We start from the raw sequence: 20,456 nt of genomic DNA, 5'->3' as shown, positions 1-20,456 counted from the left end.
TATTTGATATATGTATAAATTAAATTCTTTAGGGTGGTATGGATTTCAGGAGTTATGCAATTCAATTGCTAGGCAGGTTTTGGGGCAAACTTCTATGACTTTCTTAGATTCTTCAGATGGCGGACGAGATGGGTGCTTTTCTGGAAAATGGAAAAATATAGATGGTCAGATCTATGATGGAGAGTTTGTAATCCAGTGTAAATTTAGAACCAAGGGTAATGGGAACTTAAAGTTTTCGGATGTAAGTGAAGAAATTGACAAGGCTCATGTTCTTGCTGAGAAAGGTTTATGTGATATATATATTTTGATGACAAACGCTGGTGTATCGGCACCTATTGCAGCTAAAATTCAAAAACATTTAAAAGAAGTTGGAATTAAACATGTTATGATATTTGGATCAACATGGATAAATAGTCAAATAAAAGAGAACTCGCATCTCCGCAGATTAGTTCCAAGAATTTATGGACTTGGTGACCTTAGCGAAATTTTAGATGACCGCGTTTATGATCAAGGAAAAGCTTTATTGGAATATTTAAAAGATGAACTTGCGAAAGTGGTTATTACATCTTCATATAAAAAAGCTGCCGACGCTATAGAAGAGCATGGCTTTGTTTTATTAATTGGAGAACCAGCTGCGGGTAAGACAACTATTGCTTCTTTACTTGCAATGGGAGCTTTAGATCAATGGAAGGCAAACACGATGAAATTAGAAACTGCTGAACAAGTAGTGAAACATTGGAATCCTAATAATTCAGCACAATTTTTTTGGATTGATGACGCATTTGGAGTTACTCAATATGAATCAACGCTTAGTAATCGTTGGAATCAAGCTATGCCAAAAATCATTACAATGCTTGATAAAGGAGTAAAAATAGTTATGACTTCAAGAGATTACATATATAATGCCGCAAAAAAAGATTTAAAAAAAGGCGCTTTCCCTCTATTACACGAGAGCCAAGTAGTAATCGATGTACAAAATTTGACTTTAATTGAAAAAAGACAAATGCTTTACAATCACATAAAAATGGGTAAACAATTGCTTAGTTTTAAAAAAGATATTAAACAGTATCTGGAGTATATTGCAAATCATCAGAGATTCATTCCAGAAATAGCTAGAAGAATTTCTGACCCTTTTTTTACAAAAAATCTGAATCTTTCTGAATTTTATTTGCATAATTTCATTGATAAACAGGAAAGCTTTTTGCTTGAGCTTATTGAGGAATTAGATAAGAATAGCCAAGCTGCACTAGCATTGATTTATATGAATAGTGAAAAACTCAAATCTCCGTTGGAAATAAATGAATTTGAAACAAATGCAATTACAAAGCTGGGAAGTTCTCTAAGTGGCTGCATAAACGCACTCGAAGCGATGAAAGGGAATATGGTCCAGCATTTGATAATTGATGATGAATCGATTTGGAAATATAAGCACCCAACAGTTGGAGATGCATTTGCAAAATTTATAGTGCGTTCTCCTGATATGATTGAAATTTATTTGCACGGCAGTACTACTGATAAACTGCTAGATCATATTACTTGTGGCGATGTAACAATTAAAAATGCTATCATTGTTCCTAAAAAACTCTTTCCTTTAATCCTTGATAAACTAAACTCTTATAAGGCAACTAAAAAATACAAGAGTGAATTTTTATCTGAATGGGGAGCAAAAAGAAATTTATTTAATTTTTTAGCCCGAAGATGTTCGTTACAATTTTTAAAAATCTATATAGAAAATAATCCCGAAATTTTAGAACAGGTAACAGAGCCTAGTCAGTTTTTAGAATATTCACCTGAAGTTGCGTTAGCTTATACTCTTTTTTCAAATGATTTACTTCCCGATAGGAATCGTAAAATGTTCATTGAGAAAGTTTCAGAATATGCTTTGAATGGTGAAAATTTATATGCTCTAAGTTCTGAAAACATAAAACAAATGTTTACGAAAAATGAACTTAAAGAGCTTTTAGATAAGATAAAAATTAATCTTATACCCAAAATTTCTAGTTTAAAAGAAACATGGAAATCAAATTTCAATCATGATGATGATCCAGGATATCACATGTCTTCACTTAAAGAAAATCTTGAAATTATCGAAAATGAATTTTCTGATAAACCTGAGATAGTTTTCGCAGTAAATTTAGAATTATCAGAAATTGAAAATTGGATAAAAGAAAATACTAATGAAGATACAGTTTCTCAGCTGGATAATTTAAGTGGAGATAGCGAAGAACAAGACGATATTGAGAGAAGCATTTTTGAAGATATAGACGAGTAGGTTTTATAGAGTTGACAAATGTATGTGTTTTTTTTATTTTTGATAATATAGAAAAGGGTAAAGAATAGTGGAAATAGTTTTGTATGTTGGGTATTAGAGTTGAGTAAATAGTCTAGATCACGTATGTAATACTTGATTTTAGATGAAGATGCGGAATATATATAAGGAGTTAGTTATAACAGAAAAACAGTATGAAAGTTGAATTTAGAAATGAATATGGAATAAAACCTCCTGGTTCATTAGTTGAAATATTATCTCATCCATTTCATTCAAATAAATCTATTGAAATTGCTGTTTTTCAAGAGCACAGATATGCTTTCTTTTATTGGTCAAAATGGAGGAAAGAACTGAAATCTGAAATATCGCCTTGTTTAGTTAGTTTAGATTGGCATCAAGACTTATGCTTTCCGTGTGAAACTGAGAAGAAATGGCTTAAAAATTTGAACCTTGAAAATGAGGGAGAAGTGGCATTTTTTTCTTGGGCTAAACTAGCAGGAAATAATGATGGACACATTTTGTGTGCGGCATATCTCAATTTGATTGGAAACATTTATGTCCATTGTAGACAAGGGAAATTTGAATCAGATTGGGAAGATGAAAAACTTATAGATTTATATGGAAATACACATATAATTAAAAAGTTTAAAACATATGAAGCTCTTGAAAATTGTCTTTTAAAATCGAAAGAACAAGATGTATACTTTGATATTGATTTAGATTTTTTTACACTTAATAATCCATATAATAATGGAAGATTTGAAGAGAAGTATAGATATCTAAGACAGAAAAATATTATAGAAATGTTAAACATTGATAGACCTTTGATTGCTTGGATTTTTGAAAGATTAGAGGGGTTTACTATTGCAACTGAGCCGGAACATTGTGGAGGTTTGCTCAAATCTAATAAATTACTTGATTTGATAAATAAGATTTATTTTGAACCAAGTTTATTTACTCCTATGACTTGCGAATGGAAACATAAAAAACAAAAACATTATCGCTAAAAGCAATAACCGTTGCTTTTATTTTGAGTCCGATTAAAAAAGCATCCCCTCTGGTGGTCGTTTGCAACGAGTATCTACATTCTTTTGTCTGCTACTTCGAGCGTTTGCAACGCAGCTAATTTACCATGCTCTCTTGATCTCAGCTTTATTAAGGCATTCTCCTAATCGATTGCGATGTTTATTATAATGATTTATAAGAATTAATATTTATATTTGATTTTAAATAAAGCATGACAGCAATCATTCATATCTAGCTAAAACTGGACAGCTTTGTATGACATTATCATACCTATAAACAAGTTGGCAGTAATTCTAAAAAACCGAGGAGAATTCAATAATAAAATAAAGACTTTAATTAACAATAAATGCTCAAAATTCTACTTTGGAATATAAACAAGAAAAATCTTCATCAAGAAATACAGGATTTAGTAATAATTCATCAAATCAATGTATTAATTATAATTGAATTTGGCGAATTTGAAGATGTCATATTAAATAATTTGCGAAGTCATAATGCAGACTTTCGTATAATTCCTAAAATAATATTTAATAAAGCTAAAATTTTCACTTCAATTAATGAATTAAAAATAGATGAAGTTTATGGTCATGGTAGGTATGGTTTATATCATTTGCAACATAATTTGTTTCAAGATTTGATGATGGGTGTAGTTCATTTTCCTTCCAAAGTAAATTGGGGAAATAGTGATGATCATTCAGGTCTTTGTTCTAGTTTGAGAGAAGATGTTGAAATAAAAGAATTAGAATTAAATCACTCGAGAACTTTTATTCTAGGTGATTTTAATATGAATCCATTTGAAAATGGATTAATTAGTGCAAACGGACTAAACAATACGAGTTCTAGAGAAATTGCAAAAATTGGTCAGAGAAAAGTCCTAGAGAAACCATTTAAATATTTTTATAATCCAATGTGGAATTTCTTCGGAGAATTTTCAAAAGGTAACGTTTCAGGAACACATTATTTTGACACTTATAAATATATTAATTTGCATTGGAATATTTATGATCAAATTATAATTCGACCAGAATTATTAGATGTATTTGATGAAAATAATTTAGATATTATTCATGAAATCAATGGCAAATCTTTATTAAAAACAATTAATTTAACATCTAGAATTGATAAAAAAATATCAGATCACTTACCTTTAAAATTCAATATTAATTTAACAAATGTATAATGGAAAATCTTTGGAATAAAATAGAATTAAAAAAAACAGAACCAACACCAAAAGAAATATTATCAATTCAATCAAATTTTTTAACCGAAATTTCAAATGGTAAACTTCAAGGGAATATTGGAACTATAACAGGCCAACCATTTTTAAATTCAGATGCAGACGATTTTAATGCGGAATGCTTTATACATACATTTCGCATAAACGTTCCTGAATTAGGTTATACTTTTACTTTATTGAGATTAGCTCATGAAACCTTAAAAACGTCTCCATATCAAATCTATAGTTCATTAGAAAACAAAAAATATAAAGGGAAAACAATTGAAGAATTGAATGATATTTTAAGAAGTATTTTTAATAGCTCAGAGGTTAGCACAGCAGTAAAAAATTTATTAGCTCAAACATCATAAAAAAAGAACTACTGCCAACCGTCGTTTGGCAATATGGCGGGATTTGGCTTAATTTGAAGATGGTTTTGTACTTGAAAAATTAGTCATTAACCGAAAGATTAGGCTTCCTTAGTCCGCCACATCGCCAAGCGACCAAACGTAGGCAATTTGACCACTTATGAGATTAACATTAGCAATTGACGAAGATGGAGATATGGATGACGTTGCAATACCTGAAAAGTATATCAAAGTCAATAATATTTGTGCGGTTATTTATGACCAACTAACCGAAGTTTATAAAGAGAAAAATTATAAAAATCTTTTTCAAACCTCTATAACCGGAGAAAATGCAATAAAGTTTATGGAGGAGACAAAGAAAAGTAAAATTCATGCTTTGGATTGGTTAAAATCTCAAAATCTAACAATTGAAATAGAACTTGTTGTTTCGAAGCAAATATTAAGTGCAGTCACATCAGACTTAATAAATTTTATATTTGAATCAATGCATGCCGCAAAAAGAGGGAAAATGACTGTTGCTTATGCTTTGTTGAGAAAACCATTTGCTGATGAATTATTTATCCTTGAGCAACTTCTCATCGATAGAGCCGAATTCATCAATCGCTTTTTTCATATTGGAGATCCAGAAACTTATGATCCGAGTAATAGAAAACTTAACAAGAAAGAAATCATTAAAAAAGTGTTTGATAAAATTGATACGACTTTTCTCTATGATTCCGAACTTATATATGATTTAAGATATAATAAAGCCTTCGATGCTGGAATTAATGGCACAACAAATCAAGCGTTGCATATAGTAACTAATGATAAAAATTACAAAACAACTGAGCAAAACTTCAATTTTGTTTTTTCACAGAAAAACGATTATAATAGATATTTTGAAAATTATTATTTAGTTGTTCCTAACTTACTATTTTATGCAGTATCGGTTATTGATGCAATTATTTTTAATTTTTTAGAAGACGAAAAAAATCAAAACATAAGAGCGCTTAAAAAATTACGTAGAACTATTGGATTTTTACAATTACTTGAAATTAATAATTCCGTAAGTAAATCCAGAATAGACAAGATATTCAAAATTATTTGTCAAGATTTACATTTCACTTGTGGAAAATGTAAAAAAACAACACACATAGAACGAGCTGATTTAGATTTATATTTTGAAATAGAAAATTTCATTTGTGTTCATTGTTTTAGGACGTTGTTACATACAAAGACATCAATAAAAACATTGAGAAAATTATGTGATAAATTATAAACTCTCCGAAGTGTTGGTCTTTACCACAACTGCTGCACAAACGTCTCTGACTTTGCGCCCGCTTCTATAAGTCACAATAATAGCCCAATCACTCGGATTTATTAACAATCGTCAGCCCCGCTCATGCGCCAGATACAGCTTTTGATCCCCTCTGGTGATCGTTTGCAACGAGTACCTACATCTCTTTTAAGCCTCTTGACCTCACTTTTATTATACATTCTCCTAATCGATTACGATGGTTATTATGATGATTTGTAAGAATTAATATTTATATTTGGATTTAAATAAAGTATGCTCCCAATCATACATATCTAACTAAAAGGGGATAGCTTTGTATGACATTATCATACGTATAAACAAGTTACAGGATATTGTAAACCAAGCTGTACGTTGAAAAAGAAACTAACAGAAAATGGAATACGTAATTATAGCAGTTTTGTTAATTGTCTTATTTTTAGTATTTTTGCGGGAAGAAGAAAAACAAAGAGTTATGTCGTATAGTCCAACTACAATAGCAAATTATTTTATAGAAAAGCACTCCAAAGACGGAGAGTTAACACCTATGAAATTACTAAAACTTACTTACATTGCTTACGGTTGGTATTTAGCAGTTACAGAAAAGACTAAAAAACTACTAAACGAACAGCCAGTAGCTTGGGACTATGGTCCAGTTTTTCCCTCTCTATATGGGAACTTGAAAAGAGTTGGAGATTTGAAAATAAAGGATAAATTACCTAACCAAGCTTCAGGAGAAAAAATAACATCAGAAGACGAAAAATTTTTAGATAAAATTTGGAGTATTTATGGAAAGTTTGATGGTGTTTATCTAAGTGCTTTAACTCACCAAGAAGGAACACCTTGGAAAGAGGTGTACTGTCCAGGTTGCAATTCTATACTAAACGATGATAGTATTTATGAGCATTATAAATCAAAGCTAACACCCTCTGCTTAATGAGTAGTTTTGATGAAAATTTAGGAAGAATACCTCTTCAACCTGAAACACCTCCAACACAAGAAGACTTTAACAGAGGTGAAATACAAACTGCGTTACTGTCTTACAGTTTAGAAACAGCAAAAGTAAGTAGATTCATTGCTAAACAGGATTAAGAACTAAAATGTCTTATTGGGCTTCTGCTACAATTTCTATTTGGTTACTTATTGTTGCGTATATTTTAGTAAACAATAATGATAAATTTTGTCTATCCGATAGTGTTTTAAACACTTTAATTACTACAACAACAATTAACGTTATTGGTATTATTTTGATTTGCTTCCGTGATTTGTTTAATGGAAAATCTGAAATCACTATAAAATAAACAAAACCTAAAGAATAACAACATCCTGTAACCGTTGTTTGGCAATATGTATGACAAAGAACAGAAGCACAGCTTGTAACCGTCCACCTCTTTGAAGTCTCATGACCTGATTTTATTATGCATCCTCCTAATCGATTGCGAAAGTTATTTTGATTATTTGTAAGAATTAATATTTATATTTGGTTTCAAATAAAGTATATCCCACATCATACATATCTAGTAAAACGGGATCGCTTTGTATGACATTATCATACGTATAAACAAGTTATCGGCTACCTTAAACAACGACACTGCAACAAATGGATTTTAAAATAATAAACAACTTATCCGTCACGGATAACCACTCAACTCGACTAAAAGAACTGTTCGGGGACAGTGACACAGTAATCCTCACAAGTCCATTTCTAATGACAGACTTTGCGGACTTCTTTGGCGAGGTTGACTTTTCGCAACTAAAAAAACTACACTTAATCACGACACTTTCACCAAAGTCGTTTGACCAAATAAAGAAAATCAGTTCACTTATTTCTTTTATTGAATTTCCCGACATCAAAGACAAAAAAGTGATTAACCAAATTTCACTTAACAACAAGTTGCACGGCAAAATTTATATCTTCAAAAAGGACGACAATTATGTTTCCGCAATTGTGTCATCTGCAAACTTTACAGACAGCGGACTTTCCAGAAACCACGAGTGGGGTATAGAAATTTCAGATAAAGTTGAAATCAAAAAACTTGAAACATCAATTCTTGATAGCATTGAGTTTTCAAATTTGAGCTTTGACGAAATATATCGTATGCAACAAGCAACGACAAACTTTTTAGCAAAACAACCACAGACAGAAACACGGGATATTGACTTAAAACTTACTGACTTACTTTCTTCTTCAAGTTGGACTTCTCAGCTTAACGACACAATTGTATTTTGGCTCAAACCTATTGGTGTTACAGACAATCCTGTAACGGAGGATAGGCTTTTTAATAGTTTAGAACAAGAATTAAACTTTTCTAAGTTGAGACCGAATGGAGTAAAGCCGAATGACATTCTTATTGCCTACGGAGTTGGCACAACAAAAATTTTATCGGTTTACAGAGTAACGTCTTTTCCGCAAATGGCGACACCTGAAGAAATTGAGGAGGATGATTGGTTGGAAAGATGGCCTTGGTATGTGGATGCAGAAAATTTAACTCCAAACTTTGGTGCGACTTGGGGAAGTCATAATCTTTGGATAAACTCTCTCAAAGACGAATTTTTGGCAGCTAATCCTGACGAAGCCATTACAGCAGTTGGCGGACAAACTTTAGGTGCATTAAATTACGGCAAAGACAAATTGAAACTATCTCCCGATTTTGCTAAATTCATTATTGACAAAGTTGTAGCTATTAACGACAGACGATGAGCAATAAAGAATTAACGACACTTCGGACGAACAGAAAGGCAGCCGATAACAGCAAGGATTTCGTTGCGTGCGCAGCATGAACACCCGAGTCCCGATAAATATCGGGACGAACAGACGAAGTAATGAAATGAAATTCACGGTTACCAAAACAAAATAAAAACCAGCCGTAAACCCTGGCTGGACGAAACCAGAGGTAATTTAAAAAAAATAGTAGTTACCGATTATATTTAGATAATAACGAATTATCAAAAACGGGGTGGAGGTTTTTAGTCAAACTGATGTTGAAGACAATGCTAACACAATCCCAAGGATATAACGTAATTTTTATATTAAGCCAAAATGAACATTAACTTTTCTTCTAACTTATTTCTGTGGCTATTATTAATGATTTTACCAGAAATGGCATTTTCTCAATCGGCCGACTTCGCCATTCAAGATGTAAAGTTTGAAAGTCAGGGCATCACTCTTGCAGGCTCAATTTTAACACCTAAAAAAGCATTTGCAGCTGTTGTAATTGTTCATGGGTCTGATCCTGTAAAAAGAGAAATGGAGTTCGCTAAACGTCTTGCCAAAGAAGGTATTGCTGTATTAACATATGATAAACGTGGAGTTGGAGAATCTGGTGGTGTATATGTAGGCCCATCCGTTGGCACGAATAATATTGACACTACTAATCTTAATTTATTATCTCAAGATGCAAGTTCAGCAGTAAATACATTTCGCACACATTTAAAAAATAAAAGAATACCGATCGGATTACTTGGCTTCAGTCAAGCAGGATGGATAATCCCAATTGCTGCAAACAAAAACCCGCAAATAGAATTTATGGTTTTATTTAGTTGCCCTACAATTACAACTCTGGAACAACTTCGATTTCAGTTTTATACTAATGGGAACAATAATTTTTGGGAAAATCATACTGAAGCAGAAACTCGTGAACATATCAAAAATGATGCTGACCGTTATCAATTTACTGCAACAGACCCAAAAAAATCTCTGAATACTATTTCAATTCCGGGACTGTGGCTTTTTGGTGAGAAAGATATACAGATTCCAGTAAAGTTGTGTATAGAGCAATTAAATACATTTAAAGCTCAAGGTAAACCTTTCGAGTATACTTTGTTTTCTAAATTAGGGCACAATACTTCTTCTGAAAATGACACAGAACCTTTTGATATTTCAATTCAATGGATAAAGCAGAAGACTTTTAATAGTAAGAAGTCTAAAGTATAAAAATAAGGCACTACCTACAACAGCTACGATTTCGTTGCATGTGCACTACAAACATTTAGATTACTGACAGATTCAAGACCTATTTACCCGACTTGATTTCTTGTAGCATACGTTCGAGTTTTGCTTGCTGTTGATCCACTTTTTTATAATACTCCTTTTGTCTTTTCTCGAAAGTCACTTGTTTTACATGAAGTTCATTGTATACTAAAACAAGTTCTTTTTCCAATATCAAAGTTTTATTGTAATTATAAATCAATAGAGTTAATAGCAATGTAATAATTGAAAAGCAAAGGCCATGTTCCAATAGGAAATATTTTAGTGTTTCAATTCCTCGCGATAGCATAAAATGTCGTTTTTAAATATTCTTTTGGAGAAATAAAGACTCAACGTAAATATAGTAAAAATTGCAAGAAATAGAAATAATTATTATATCATGTGAGGGCTTAAACTCAGAATGATATCTTGTGAACGGTTGAGGGATAGGCGGTATCACGGGATTTAAGAAATGAGAAGATGCCGAGATGGTGTTTTTTTATTTTACGGCAATACTATTATGAATTTACGGAACGGATTGGCTGTAAGTTTATGGGAGTATATCTTTGCTTATGTACGAAAAGTATCTAGTAAATTAAAGTTTATTTAATGATTTGTAAGAAAAAATTAATATATTTGAAAAAGCACAAAGCGAAACAAACCTTCGCTTATCCACCCGAATTTAGGTGGTATACGAAGGGTTGTTTTGTCAATAATCTAGTTACCAGTAATTTTACAAAGACAACTAAAATAAATCAATGACATGAAAAACGAAGACTTAGTGAAAATCCAATCCTACAACTTGGATGTTGAGGAATACAAATTAATTGACAGCATTTATACTGATCCTGCAACAGTTATTGCGATAGCAGAAACTGGATATAAGCTTTATAATATGTTTAAGCGAAAGAGATCGGGACCAAGTGAAGAGCTTAAATATTTGCGAAAAATATATTCAGATATAAGGAATATGCAACAGGACTTAAAATTGATAATTAATCTTTTGCAAGACCTCAAAGTTTATATTGACCAGCGTCAAATTGAATTTATTGCGAATACTTTGTCTTCCAAAATAAATACAACCAATTTATTTTTGATTGGATGGCTAGAAACCGGAAAAGGAAATATTGAGGAACAATTCGCCTCAATTCATGAAACAAAGAACTTGCTTGCTATTTATGGATTTGCTCATATTCATGTTTACATGCTGGCTTTCCAAACAGAATTAGAGTTATGTTACTGGTTAGAAAAAGGTGACAATTTCACAAAAGCATTATTAGAAGATAGTAGGCAGTATTTTTCTGAAGCTTTAAATGAAAATCATACTTTAGAGACCCCTTCGAAAAGACTTAAATTTATTTCAAATGCAATATCCGAATTGCAACAGAAATTCCCAATTGGAACCTATTCCCAAGAAATTAAGATTACTACAAGTAAAGCGACTAATTGTATGTCTGAAGGTTATAAAATAGTTTTGTATACACTTACAATTGAAGGAGGCATTGAAAACGGATTTTCTTTTGGTTTTAGTGAAAAATTAATTAAGAAAGTTGACCCTGTAAGAGACGGTGATTGCAGAGGAGAACCAGGAGGTGGTGGAGTTGGACCACGTTTAATGTTGACAGAATTTGAGGAAAAGCTATTTGAAATTAATTCTAATGCACCATTATTGGATAAGCAAATTTCTAATTATAATAGCGCACATGAACTTTATTTGAAATATTTAAAATCAAAGTTAGAATTAACCGCCACTATTAATACGGTAATTCAAATGGTTGGAATTATTGACACATGGGATAAATAAAACTGCTTGTAATAAGAGTTTTGAGTCAAGCTTGGTGACGTGTAAACTCTGAACTTTGTGCCTTTATTCAAGTTGAGTACTGTTTGACGGTTTAGTGCTTTGAAACTCGCCCGAACGCAGAGCCCGAAAAAGTAAGATTGTGAAAAAAAAAATACATCAAAAAGAGAAGTTATTCTTATACCTGTTAGAGAAAAATTTTATAAATGTGATTCTTTGAGAATCATTTATTAGTTTTTTCACAGACTGATGTTAGTAGAAAGAATACCTCAAAACAGGAGAAACAATGGAATTTGAAATAGTAATTATTATAGTTTTGTCAGCTCTACTTGGAGTTGCTTTGACTATGTATTTTACAAATCAGCGTAAAAAAAGCAGATTTATTTAAGACTTAAAAATTAAGGAGAATGGTGAAATAAAATCTTTTTATATAGACTTAATTGCATCATTGGAAAAAGCCCAAAGATATACGGAAAGAGGAAAAGACTATTCTGAACTAATTGACGAAGGGTTTGTACTTTCAGTAAAAGCAAATTTAATTTCACCAAATCATATCAATGAAAGTTCGCGAATGTTAGTAATGCAATTCACATTTGGTCTTCATACTATCGTAAAAGTTTGCCAACTAAATTTAGGGATACTGATTTGAGCATTATATCAACTGAACAAGGAGAATTTAGAAAAAAAGCTGATGAATTTTACCCAAATTTAAAAACAGAAATAGGATAATTAATTGTGCTGATTAAGACAGAAATTAAAAATAATGAAGAAGATTTAAGAAAATGATTCCTGCTTACAACAGCTAGAGTTCGTAGCATGTGCAGTACCAATAATGAAATCTATGTTGGACTAGACTGCTGTGATTTTTTATCTATGGGGTTATCGTAAAAGAAATTTGTAATTTTTCAAGAGGATTTTGCATCCTCTTTTTTTTATGCGGGCGGATTTGTTAGCGATTTGTTGTTTTGCGGGCACGAGATTTTAGGAGGGTATTTTCTCGTTTGTTGTAATAGTTAATTTTTGTAATTTGTAAATAATTATTTATATATTTGAGAGTATAATAAAGTTATACTGCTTGTTTAAAAATGGAATGTATGGTTATTTTTATAAAAAATGAGTAAATTCTGATATATTTATAGATTTCAACATTTGGTGTTTCAATATTTAAACATAAATCCTTACAAATATGAAAAAAATTATTCTGTTTTTATTGATTATCAGTTTTTCGGCTGGACAGGCACAAGAAAGCTTTAAGAAAAAATATTGGATCACGCAAAGCAAAATTAAAGTGAAAGGTGAAGATGTTGTTTATCTTATGAAAGATAGCATTATAAAATTTGGAAAAATGGATCAGCAAAAAAAAGATGAAATTCTTAGACAATATTCCATAGGTAGTAAAGTAACTCTGTCGCAAGAAATTCTTACTGGTGAGAAAAAAGTTATAGCTGTAAGGGAAGTGGTTGTTAACCAAAGTTTTGTTGATAGTATTAGTGCAAGAATTCCCCAAAAAGTATCTCTTACGCATTGTATTAATAGTAGTGTGCTTTTTGAAGAAGATAAAGTTTATATAAATGGTTATTTAAAAAGAGATACGACTGGAAAATATTTGAATCAATCGATATATTATTATAAACTTAAAAATCGTCAGTGTATTAGGTTATGGTTTGATGAGTATACGGTTTCAGCACTTGTTATTCCCGTAAAGTATAGGTTTAAGGGACATGGACTTTCCGAGGAATTTTCAACGACTATTAATGGAAATGTATTACTTGGTTATTCGATGGGGCAGTCGAGTTTTTTCTATCAAGAAAAAATAGGTAACAAAAGCAATACTTGGAAAGTAACTGGAGGTCTAATTTTGGGAGCTTCCTCAGTAATACTAAATAGTAATAATACTTCTAAAGCTGATGTCCCTCTAGGGCCAGATGTAGAAATCGTAAAAGGACTAGCATCTGTAGGAGTAGGTGCTTCATTTTCTTATAACAAAATAAATTTCGGTCTATTTTCTGGCTGGGATTATGCAATAGGAGATGATGCGCAAAAATGGAATTATAATAAGAAACCTTGGCTGGGAGTTGCTATTGGTTATTCTCTTTTTAATTTTTGAAGCATCAAACTAAAAAATATTCGACTAAAAAAATATGACAAATTTTGTTTTAGCAGTTTCTTACTGCATTAATTTTAATATTTATTTATAAAAAAAGTAGCTTCGCTGCGAAGCCTCCTGACATCACACTATAACTCCTTCAAAACTAGAAATAGCTGTTTTGTGTTAGAAAAATTATAAATCCTTCTCGTCATTTAATTCTACCTCTTCTTCTTTTTTAAAGTAGTTTAAGTCTTTTTCAAGCTTTTTTTCATCTTTTCTGTTTTGCTTTATTAAGATAAAGATAAGGATAATAGCCGCAAGAAAGACAAGCGATAATATAAACCAATTAATTTCCATGACATTGTGGATTAAGTATGCTATTGTATCTCGTAAGTAAGAAGCGAAACTCGTTTTCACCATAATCTTTAATCTTTCGAATAAAAAAATAGCAAAATTCCATTATTATACTATAAAGATACGCAAAAAAATAAGCAAATGCTTCAAGTGTAATAGCCAAATAATCAGCCACCACTTAAACCATAACAAATTAAAATACATTCCCCCGATAGTCCGAGCATTAGGTAACATAGGGCTAGTGCGAGTGTCACACTCGTACCCACAATTTCAAACAGTATCTAAAAGCATTGGCCTTATTTTTTTATGTTTGTGCGATACATTTTAAGACTTTTTACCGCTCTATTTTTTGCACACCGCACCAAATTACTTTTTACCGAAAGTTGTTTTCCTTCATTAATAAACCAAAGCAAACGTATCTTCCATTTCCCGTAGAGTACTTCTCCTATAAGATCAAGTCCACAATTTAAGTTCGGTATTGTTTTTCTCTCAGACATATTACAAAAATAAACCTATCTACCAATTCCTGCAATAGGGGAAAAATTTATCCCTATATGAATCGTAACTCCGTACTTGTGAGAAATTTACATACTTCAGAAATTTGTACCTAGCAATTTTAAAACGAATATAAGATGAATTATCAAAACGAATTATCAGGCAAAATTGCCTTAGTAACAGGAGGTACAAAAGGAACCGGAAGAGCAATTGCAGAAAGACTGCTACAAGCTGGGGCAACGGTTATTATCACTGCAAGAAACGCACCGGAAAAAGAAAACAGTAAACTGCATTTCATTGCGTCCGACTTGAGTAAAGCAGAAGGAACGCAAAAAGTAATTAATGAAGTGCTTTCGACTTATGGAAGGCTTGATATTTTGGTGAACAATCTTGGTTCTTCAACAACACCTGCCGGCGGCTTTACTGCATTATCTGATAAAGATTGGGAATCGACCCTGCAGGCTAATTTGCTTGCTCCTGTTCGACTTGACAGGGGATTTTTACCACAAATGGTAGATCGAAAAAACGGAGTTATTATTCATATAGCTTCTATCCAAGGAATACTACCACTGTATGACTCTACTTTGCCTTATGCGGCTGCAAAAGCAGGATTGAGAAACTATAGTAAAAGCTTATCGAATGAAGTTTCACCTAAAGGGGTTCGGGTGCTAACTGTTTCTCCTAGATGGATCAATACAGGAGCATCGAAAGCTTGGCTGGCTGAGATTGCAAGAAACGCCAATAGTAGTGTAGAAGAAGCAAAACAAGGTGTAATGGATGCATTGGGTGGAATACCTTACGGCAGACCTGCTGAGCCGGAAGAAGTAGCTGAATTGGTCGGTTTTCTTGTTTCGCCGAGAGCCAGTTATTTATCAGGAACTGAATATATAATAGATGGCGGTACAGTACCAACAATTTAATAATCTTTAAAAATTATAACAATGAACTTACCAAAAGTATTAACTGACTTGATTAAAGCACAGAATGAGTTTGATGCTGTGACCTATGCAAATTTGTTTTCAGAAACTGCCATTGTTTTTGATGAAGGTAAAACGCATAAGGGAAGATTGGAAATAGAGGGCTGGATCGACCACTCAAACAAGAATTACAAAGCAGTGATGAAACCACTGGAATATACCGAAAACGGCACAACAAGTGTTTTGTCAGCAGAATGCTCGGGCACATTTCCAGGAAGCCCTATTACGCTGAAATTTCACTTTGATATTGTTGATGAACAAATTCAGCATTTAAAAATAACAGATTAAATAGAGTAGAGAGTGACTATCTTTGGTCACTCTCTATTTTTAAAAATTCAAATTATGAGTTATTGCACCGCTATAGAAACTATGCAGTCTGAAGAAAAGAAAGCATTGCATAAAAATTACCACGACAATTATTACGGCTTTCCGCTTCACGATGATAACGAGTTGTTCTGTCGTTTAGTAATGGAAATTAACCAGGCCGGACTAAGTTGGGAAACAATTCTGAAAAAAGAAGCATCCTTCAGGGAAGCGTACAGCAACTTCGATATAAAAAAAGTGGCGAACTACACCGAAAAGGACCGCGAACGACTTTTAGCAAATGCTGGAATTATAAGGAACCGATTGAAGGTAAATGCAGCCATTGAAAATGCAAAAACAATCTTGACTCTACAGGAAGAATTTGGTTCATTTGAAAAATGGCTGGAGCATCATCATCCTAAAACAAAGGAAGATTGGGTAAAATTATTTAAAAAGACTTTTCGTTTCACAGGCGGTGAGATTGTAAATGAATTTTTAATGAGTATTAGTTATTTACATGGGGCACATTCAGAAAGTTGCCCTGTCTATAAGCAAATACTCAGAGAAAAACCTATGTGGATGAAAAAGTAAAAATGAAAGACGATACTTTAATTGCAATAGATAACTATTGTGAATAGAAGCCCTCTGGTGCTCGTTTGCAATGAGTATATACATTCTTTTGTCTACTAACTAGAGCTCTTACGACGCGGCTAATTTGCCGTGCTCCCCAGTTCTTTGAAGCCTCTTGATTTCATTTTTATTATGCTTTCTCCTAATCGATTGCACTGGTTGTTATGATGATTTGTAATAAAAATATTATTCCTATTTTTGTTCAAAATCCGCGAAATAATAGGGACTATACATTCCAAATTAGGTAGATTGTCGCTACGTTGTAGCGAGTATAAGCGAGTTATAGCCAATGCTAAATGAAAATCAGAACTAAAATGAAAAAGATAATAAAATTAATATTATTTGTTGGAATCTTAATTTCGCAAAATGGATTTTCACAAGCTTGCGGTGGAGGAATATTAACATTAAATATATATACTCTAAATGGAGTAGAAATTGAAGAATTTAACTATGAAATTTTGCCCGTTTCAGAAGAACTTTTAAAAGAAAAATTTTATAAAAAAGTAGTGAATGAAGTAAATCTTGACAATCAAAATTATTATCTCTTTCAAACAATTAATATGAGAGGTTGCATCATAATGGAACAGTATGCTAATGAAATTATTGAAACCAGTGATAAAAAATTAAATGAGGGATTGAGAAAAATGTTGGATTTAAGTAAAATAAATCAATCGGGTAAAATAAAATCTTCCTTGTCTTTTAATACATTCGAACTCATCACTTTTCCGATTATCTTGAAAATTAGCCATAAAGAAAAAAGTATTTATATTTTAGGTAATTATTTTGGTGGTTGTGATAGAGATGTATCATTGATTTGGAATAATGGATCTGGTAAATTGAACTAAATGAAAAACCTGTTTTATATAATTGCTATTTTATTTTTAGTGAGTTGTAAAAACCCAATTAAAAATACCTCTTCTGCAAAAAACACTGTTAAAGATAGTGTATCAACTAAAGATACAAGAGAAGTCTCTATTAATGATACAGCTTCTACATTAGAAATTCCCGAAATTAAATATGATACAATTGTCAAAGTAAGTAAGCCATTTGAGTTGAATGGTATTTTGTGTAATTGGGAAAACCGCATTATTTTTCAAGTTATTTATCAAGAAAAAAATGTGAGCGAAATATATGTAAACCTAAAAAATTATAAGAATAAACAAATATTACTTGAAACACCTTTGGATGTAGAAGACTCAGTTAACTATAAATCAGATGGGTATTTTGAAAATCTCAATAATTACTACTTTAAAGATTTTAATTTTGATGGATTTAAAGATTTTTATTTCTATTCAAAAGGAAGTAACGAAATGACCAGTCTAACAAATATTTACTTATTTAACAATCAGTCAAAAACATTTGAATATTCTGAGTATTTGTCAGCAAGTCATATAGAGGATATTAATAAAAATGGAAGAAAATTGATTACAGAAAATTCAGGAATGGATTATGGCATAACTAATACACATTATTTTGATAAATTCGGAAAGCTGAAATATACTGAAGTTGTTACAGAATATATTAATCCTCACAACTATAAAATATATGAGAAAATAATTAACGGAGAAGTTGTGAAAAGAGACTCTATATTCATCTCTAAGGAATAAGTTGAATATAGAAAGCACTGGCTATAACCGCGGTTTGCAGAAATGGCGAGATATGTGGTAAATTCAAGTTTATCTTTCTCAAGAAATTCTATCTTAGTGGAAAATTATCGGTTTCGAAGTTCGCCACCTCTGCAAGCCTTAAAACGTGGGGTGACAGCTACAACGAAAATACGGGAATTCAATAACCTAAAGAAGAAATAACAAAATGAAAGCCACTTTTAAAATTTGGACAAAAAATAGAGATTTATTTTTAGATTTTTTTGAGAAATATAGTTTAGAACAATTGAATAAAATACCTGTTGGATTTAGCAATAATTTGATTTGGAATATTGGGCATATTATAGTTTGTCAACAAGTATTAATTTATAAATCTTCAGGTTTGAAAGGATATATTTCAGATGAATTATTGGAACTTTATAAACCAGGAACAAAACCAACAGAAAAAACATCAGAAAATGAAATAAAAGATTTGAAAGAACTCTTAATTTCGCTAATTGAGAAAACAGAATCTGATTTTTATAACGGAGAATTTAAGGTTTATAATGAACGAACCACAAGTATGGGATTTCATTTAGGCTCATTAAAAGAATCATTAGAATATAATAATTATCACGAAGGATTGCATTTAGGATTTATGATGAATATTAGAAAATTTATCTGAAAAACTTATAAATAAATGTTGAAATTAACCGCATAAATAGCCGATCGCCCGACACTTGCTACAAGTGATTTGGACATTAGGCTGAATTTAAAAATGGTTTTTATTTAGGATGTTTTGCTTCGCTTGTTCGTCCCGATAATTATTGGGACTCAGGTGGCAAATCCGAAAACAAGGCTTAATTTAACACCAAACCTCTTGTAGCAAATTAATTTTAAAACGACACTTACAAAACAGAAAATATGAGGACAATTGGACTTATTGGTGGAATTAGTTGGGTTTCGACAGTTGATTATTATAAACTGATTAACCAAGGAATTAACGATAAATTAGGTGGGCTTAACTATTCTCAATGTCTAATTTATTCTTTTAACTATGCCGACATAAAAAAGAATAATGATACAAACGATTGGGAAACGACTTTCAAAATGGTTGCAAAGGCTTGTAATGATTTAAAATCTTGCGGGGCGACAGGAATTGTTTTATGTGCTAATACAATGCATTTTATTGCAGACAGACTTGAAAAAGAAATTGGCTTGCCAATTATTCATATTGCAACCGCTACTGCAGTAGAAATTGAAAAGAACGGACTAAAAAAAATAGGGCTACTTGGGACAAAATTTACAATGGAACTAGACTTTTTTAAATCTAAATTATCGGACAAGGGAATTGAGGCTATTATTCCAAATGATGAAGACAGAGAGTTCGTTCATACGACAATTTTTGAAGAATTAGGAAAAGGAATTGTAACTAATGAAACCCAAAAAAGATATTTAAAAATAATTGACAAACTCATAGAAAATGGAGCAGAAGGAATTATACTTGGTTGTACTGAAATTCCGTTAGTTATTCAACAATCTGATGTAAAAGTGCCGACCTTTGACACAGCGTTATTACACTCGAAAGCAGCGATTGAATTTCAATTAGACAAAAAATAAAACTACTTCCAACAGCTGGGATTCGTTGCATGCGAAGCAAAAACACCCGAGTCCCGATGATTATCGGGACGAACTGACGAAGTAATGAAATCCCTCTGGTGCTCTTTTGCAACGAGTATCTACATTCTTTTGTCCACTAACTAGAGCGTTTGCAACGCGGCTAATTTACGATGTTTCCCCTCTGGTCGTCTGCAACAAGTTCCTACATCTCTTTGAAGGCTCTAGACCTCGGGTTTTTGTTAAGCGTTCTCCTAATCGATTGGGATGGTTATTATGATGATTTGAAAGAATTAATGTTTATATTTATATTTGAATAAGCATTTATTTAACCCCACTTCACATATACAACCTATTTTGGGTGGATATGTGTGACAGATTCACAAATATAAACAAGGTTGGTGGTAATGATATAGAAAATTACACAACCAAAAAGAAAGCATTATTTTAATAAAAAACAAAGTAAATTCGGAAGAAAAGTTCTCACT

General features: G+C 31.8%; 20 protein-coding genes. 18 read left to right on the top strand and 2 right to left on the bottom strand.

All coding sequences use genetic code 11. From position 1 onward, the window contains the following. Positions 1–10 precede the first annotated feature (10 nt). From OZP12_RS13135 to OZP12_RS13095, 9 genes are all read left to right on the top strand, one after another. Positions 11–2,272, top strand: a complete 2,262-nt coding sequence (locus OZP12_RS13135; RefSeq protein ID WP_281225472.1) for an nSTAND3 domain-containing NTPase — start codon at positions 11–13, stop codon at positions 2,270–2,272. A gap of 191 nt (positions 2,273–2,463) precedes the next feature. After that, positions 2,464–3,276 (top strand): hypothetical protein, encoded by an 813-nt coding sequence (locus OZP12_RS13130; RefSeq protein WP_281225471.1) that lies wholly within the window; start codon positions 2,464–2,466, stop codon positions 3,274–3,276. 365 nt (positions 3,277–3,641) lie between these two features. Beyond that, the gene (locus OZP12_RS13125) at positions 3,642–4,475 is read left to right on the top strand and encodes a hypothetical protein (protein ID WP_281225470.1); all 834 of its coding nucleotides are present in this window, start codon (positions 3,642–3,644) and stop codon (positions 4,473–4,475) included. Further along, complete coding sequence (locus OZP12_RS13120; RefSeq protein WP_281225468.1) at positions 4,475–4,882, top strand: hypothetical protein; 408 nt, start codon at positions 4,475–4,477, stop codon at positions 4,880–4,882. The genes OZP12_RS13125 and OZP12_RS13120 overlap by 1 nt, the downstream gene beginning before the upstream one ends. Positions 4,883–5,039: 157 nt before the next feature. Continuing rightward, a complete protein-coding gene (locus tag OZP12_RS13115) occupies positions 5,040–6,137 on the top strand; it encodes a hypothetical protein (RefSeq protein ID WP_281225466.1) in 1,098 nt (365 codons plus the stop codon). Positions 6,138–6,549: 412 nt separating this feature from the next. After that, positions 6,550–7,089, top strand: a complete 540-nt coding sequence (locus tag OZP12_RS13110; RefSeq protein WP_281225465.1) for a Panacea domain-containing protein — start codon at positions 6,550–6,552, stop codon at positions 7,087–7,089. Further along, on the top strand, positions 7,089–7,244 hold the full coding sequence (locus tag OZP12_RS13105; RefSeq protein ID WP_281225464.1) for a hypothetical protein: 156 nt from the start codon (positions 7,089–7,091) through the stop codon (positions 7,242–7,244). The genes OZP12_RS13110 and OZP12_RS13105 overlap by 1 nt, the downstream gene beginning before the upstream one ends. 616 nt (positions 7,245–7,860) lie before the next feature. Next, complete coding sequence (locus OZP12_RS13100) at positions 7,861–8,853, top strand: restriction endonuclease PLD domain-containing protein (protein ID WP_281225463.1); 993 nt, start codon at positions 7,861–7,863, stop codon at positions 8,851–8,853. A gap of 339 nt (positions 8,854–9,192) precedes the next feature. After that, positions 9,193–10,086, top strand: coding sequence for an alpha/beta hydrolase (locus tag OZP12_RS13095; RefSeq protein WP_281225462.1), 894 nt, complete (start codon positions 9,193–9,195; stop codon positions 10,084–10,086). 79 nt (positions 10,087–10,165) lie between these two features. Here OZP12_RS13095 and OZP12_RS13090 read toward each other — a convergent pair whose 3' ends face one another. Continuing rightward, on the bottom strand, positions 10,166–10,312 hold the full coding sequence (locus OZP12_RS13090; RefSeq protein ID WP_281225461.1) for a hypothetical protein: 147 nt from the start codon (positions 10,310–10,312) through the stop codon (positions 10,166–10,168). A gap of 570 nt (positions 10,313–10,882) precedes the next feature. On the opposite strand from OZP12_RS13090, the gene OZP12_RS13085 reads away from it, so the two are divergent. Both OZP12_RS13085 and OZP12_RS13080 read left to right on the top strand, forming a co-directional pair. Next, the gene (locus OZP12_RS13085; protein ID WP_281225460.1) at positions 10,883–11,923 is read left to right on the top strand and encodes a hypothetical protein; all 1,041 of its coding nucleotides are present in this window, start codon (positions 10,883–10,885) and stop codon (positions 11,921–11,923) included. A gap of 1,183 nt (positions 11,924–13,106) precedes the next feature. Beyond that, on the top strand, positions 13,107–14,027 hold the full coding sequence (locus OZP12_RS13080; RefSeq protein WP_281225459.1) for a hypothetical protein: 921 nt from the start codon (positions 13,107–13,109) through the stop codon (positions 14,025–14,027). Between the two features lie 174 nt (positions 14,028–14,201). On the opposite strand, the gene OZP12_RS13075 is transcribed toward OZP12_RS13080, so the two are convergent. Next, positions 14,202–14,366 carry a hypothetical protein gene (locus OZP12_RS13075; RefSeq protein WP_281225458.1) on the bottom strand — a complete coding sequence of 55 codons (165 nt, stop codon included), beginning with the start codon at positions 14,364–14,366 and terminating at the stop codon, positions 14,202–14,204. Between the two features lie 629 nt (positions 14,367–14,995). On the opposite strand from OZP12_RS13075, the gene OZP12_RS13070 reads away from it, so the two are divergent. From OZP12_RS13070 to OZP12_RS13040, 7 genes are all read left to right on the top strand, one after another. Further along, positions 14,996–15,778, top strand: a complete 783-nt coding sequence (locus OZP12_RS13070; RefSeq protein ID WP_281225457.1) for an SDR family oxidoreductase — start codon at positions 14,996–14,998, stop codon at positions 15,776–15,778. 21 nt (positions 15,779–15,799) lie between these two features. After that, positions 15,800–16,123: a nuclear transport factor 2 family protein gene (locus OZP12_RS13065; protein ID WP_281225456.1), complete on the top strand. Its 324-nt coding sequence runs from the start codon at positions 15,800–15,802 to the stop codon at positions 16,121–16,123. Between the two features lie 54 nt (positions 16,124–16,177). Continuing rightward, positions 16,178–16,729, top strand: coding sequence for a DNA-3-methyladenine glycosylase I (locus OZP12_RS13060; RefSeq protein ID WP_281225455.1), 552 nt, complete (start codon positions 16,178–16,180; stop codon positions 16,727–16,729). A gap of 353 nt (positions 16,730–17,082) precedes the next feature. Beyond that, positions 17,083–17,613, top strand: coding sequence for a hypothetical protein (locus OZP12_RS13055; RefSeq protein ID WP_281225454.1), 531 nt, complete (start codon positions 17,083–17,085; stop codon positions 17,611–17,613). Continuing rightward, positions 17,614–18,375 (top strand): XAC2610-related protein, encoded by a 762-nt coding sequence (locus tag OZP12_RS13050; protein WP_281225453.1) that lies wholly within the window; start codon positions 17,614–17,616, stop codon positions 18,373–18,375. Positions 18,376–18,580: 205 nt separating this feature from the next. Further along, positions 18,581–19,036 carry a DinB family protein gene (locus tag OZP12_RS13045; RefSeq protein ID WP_281225452.1) on the top strand — a complete coding sequence of 152 codons (456 nt, stop codon included), beginning with the start codon at positions 18,581–18,583 and terminating at the stop codon, positions 19,034–19,036. A 239-nt stretch (positions 19,037–19,275) separates the two neighbouring features. Further along, positions 19,276–19,971 (top strand): aspartate/glutamate racemase family protein, encoded by a 696-nt coding sequence (locus OZP12_RS13040; RefSeq protein ID WP_281225450.1) that lies wholly within the window; start codon positions 19,276–19,278, stop codon positions 19,969–19,971. The last annotated feature ends 485 nt before the right edge of the window (positions 19,972–20,456 follow it).

The organism is Flavobacterium aquiphilum, from assembly GCF_027111335.1.
Lineage (GTDB): Bacteria > Bacteroidota > Bacteroidia > Flavobacteriales > Flavobacteriaceae > Flavobacterium > Flavobacterium aquiphilum.
This window is presented reverse-complemented; position numbering and strand designations above follow the sequence as displayed.

Excerpts from the sequence above, each read along its gene's own strand:
- OZP12_RS13045 (WP_281225452.1), top strand. The coding sequence starts at position 18,581 with ATGAAAGCCACTTTTAAAATTTGGACAAAAAATAGAGATTTATTTTTA.
- OZP12_RS13125 (WP_281225470.1), top strand. The coding sequence starts at position 3,642 with ATGCTCAAAATTCTACTTTGGAATATAAACAAGAAAAATCTTCATCAA.
- OZP12_RS13120 (WP_281225468.1), top strand. The coding sequence starts at position 4,475 with ATGGAAAATCTTTGGAATAAAATAGAATTAAAAAAAACAGAACCAACA.
- OZP12_RS13080 (WP_281225459.1), top strand. The coding sequence starts at position 13,107 with ATGAAAAAAATTATTCTGTTTTTATTGATTATCAGTTTTTCGGCTGGA.
- OZP12_RS13050 (WP_281225453.1), top strand. The coding sequence starts at position 17,614 with ATGAAAAACCTGTTTTATATAATTGCTATTTTATTTTTAGTGAGTTGT.
- OZP12_RS13085 (WP_281225460.1), top strand. The coding sequence starts at position 10,883 with ATGAAAAACGAAGACTTAGTGAAAATCCAATCCTACAACTTGGATGTT.
- OZP12_RS13130 (WP_281225471.1), top strand. The coding sequence starts at position 2,464 with ATGAAAGTTGAATTTAGAAATGAATATGGAATAAAACCTCCTGGTTCA.
- OZP12_RS13055 (WP_281225454.1), top strand. The coding sequence starts at position 17,083 with ATGAAAAAGATAATAAAATTAATATTATTTGTTGGAATCTTAATTTCG.
- OZP12_RS13105 (WP_281225464.1), top strand. The coding sequence starts at position 7,089 with ATGAGTAGTTTTGATGAAAATTTAGGAAGAATACCTCTTCAACCTGAA.
- OZP12_RS13065 (WP_281225456.1), top strand. The coding sequence starts at position 15,800 with ATGAACTTACCAAAAGTATTAACTGACTTGATTAAAGCACAGAATGAG.
- OZP12_RS13075 (WP_281225458.1), bottom strand. The coding sequence starts at position 14,366 with ATGGAAATTAATTGGTTTATATTATCGCTTGTCTTTCTTGCGGCTATT.
- OZP12_RS13100 (WP_281225463.1), top strand. The coding sequence starts at position 7,861 with ATGACAGACTTTGCGGACTTCTTTGGCGAGGTTGACTTTTCGCAACTA.
- OZP12_RS13135 (WP_281225472.1), top strand. The coding sequence starts at position 11 with ATGTATAAATTAAATTCTTTAGGGTGGTATGGATTTCAGGAGTTATGC.
- OZP12_RS13070 (WP_281225457.1), top strand. The coding sequence starts at position 14,996 with ATGAATTATCAAAACGAATTATCAGGCAAAATTGCCTTAGTAACAGGA.
- OZP12_RS13060 (WP_281225455.1), top strand. The coding sequence starts at position 16,178 with ATGAGTTATTGCACCGCTATAGAAACTATGCAGTCTGAAGAAAAGAAA.
- OZP12_RS13115 (WP_281225466.1), top strand. The coding sequence starts at position 5,040 with ATGAGATTAACATTAGCAATTGACGAAGATGGAGATATGGATGACGTT.
- OZP12_RS13095 (WP_281225462.1), top strand. The coding sequence starts at position 9,193 with ATGAACATTAACTTTTCTTCTAACTTATTTCTGTGGCTATTATTAATG.
- OZP12_RS13110 (WP_281225465.1), top strand. The coding sequence starts at position 6,550 with ATGGAATACGTAATTATAGCAGTTTTGTTAATTGTCTTATTTTTAGTA.
- OZP12_RS13040 (WP_281225450.1), top strand. The coding sequence starts at position 19,276 with ATGAGGACAATTGGACTTATTGGTGGAATTAGTTGGGTTTCGACAGTT.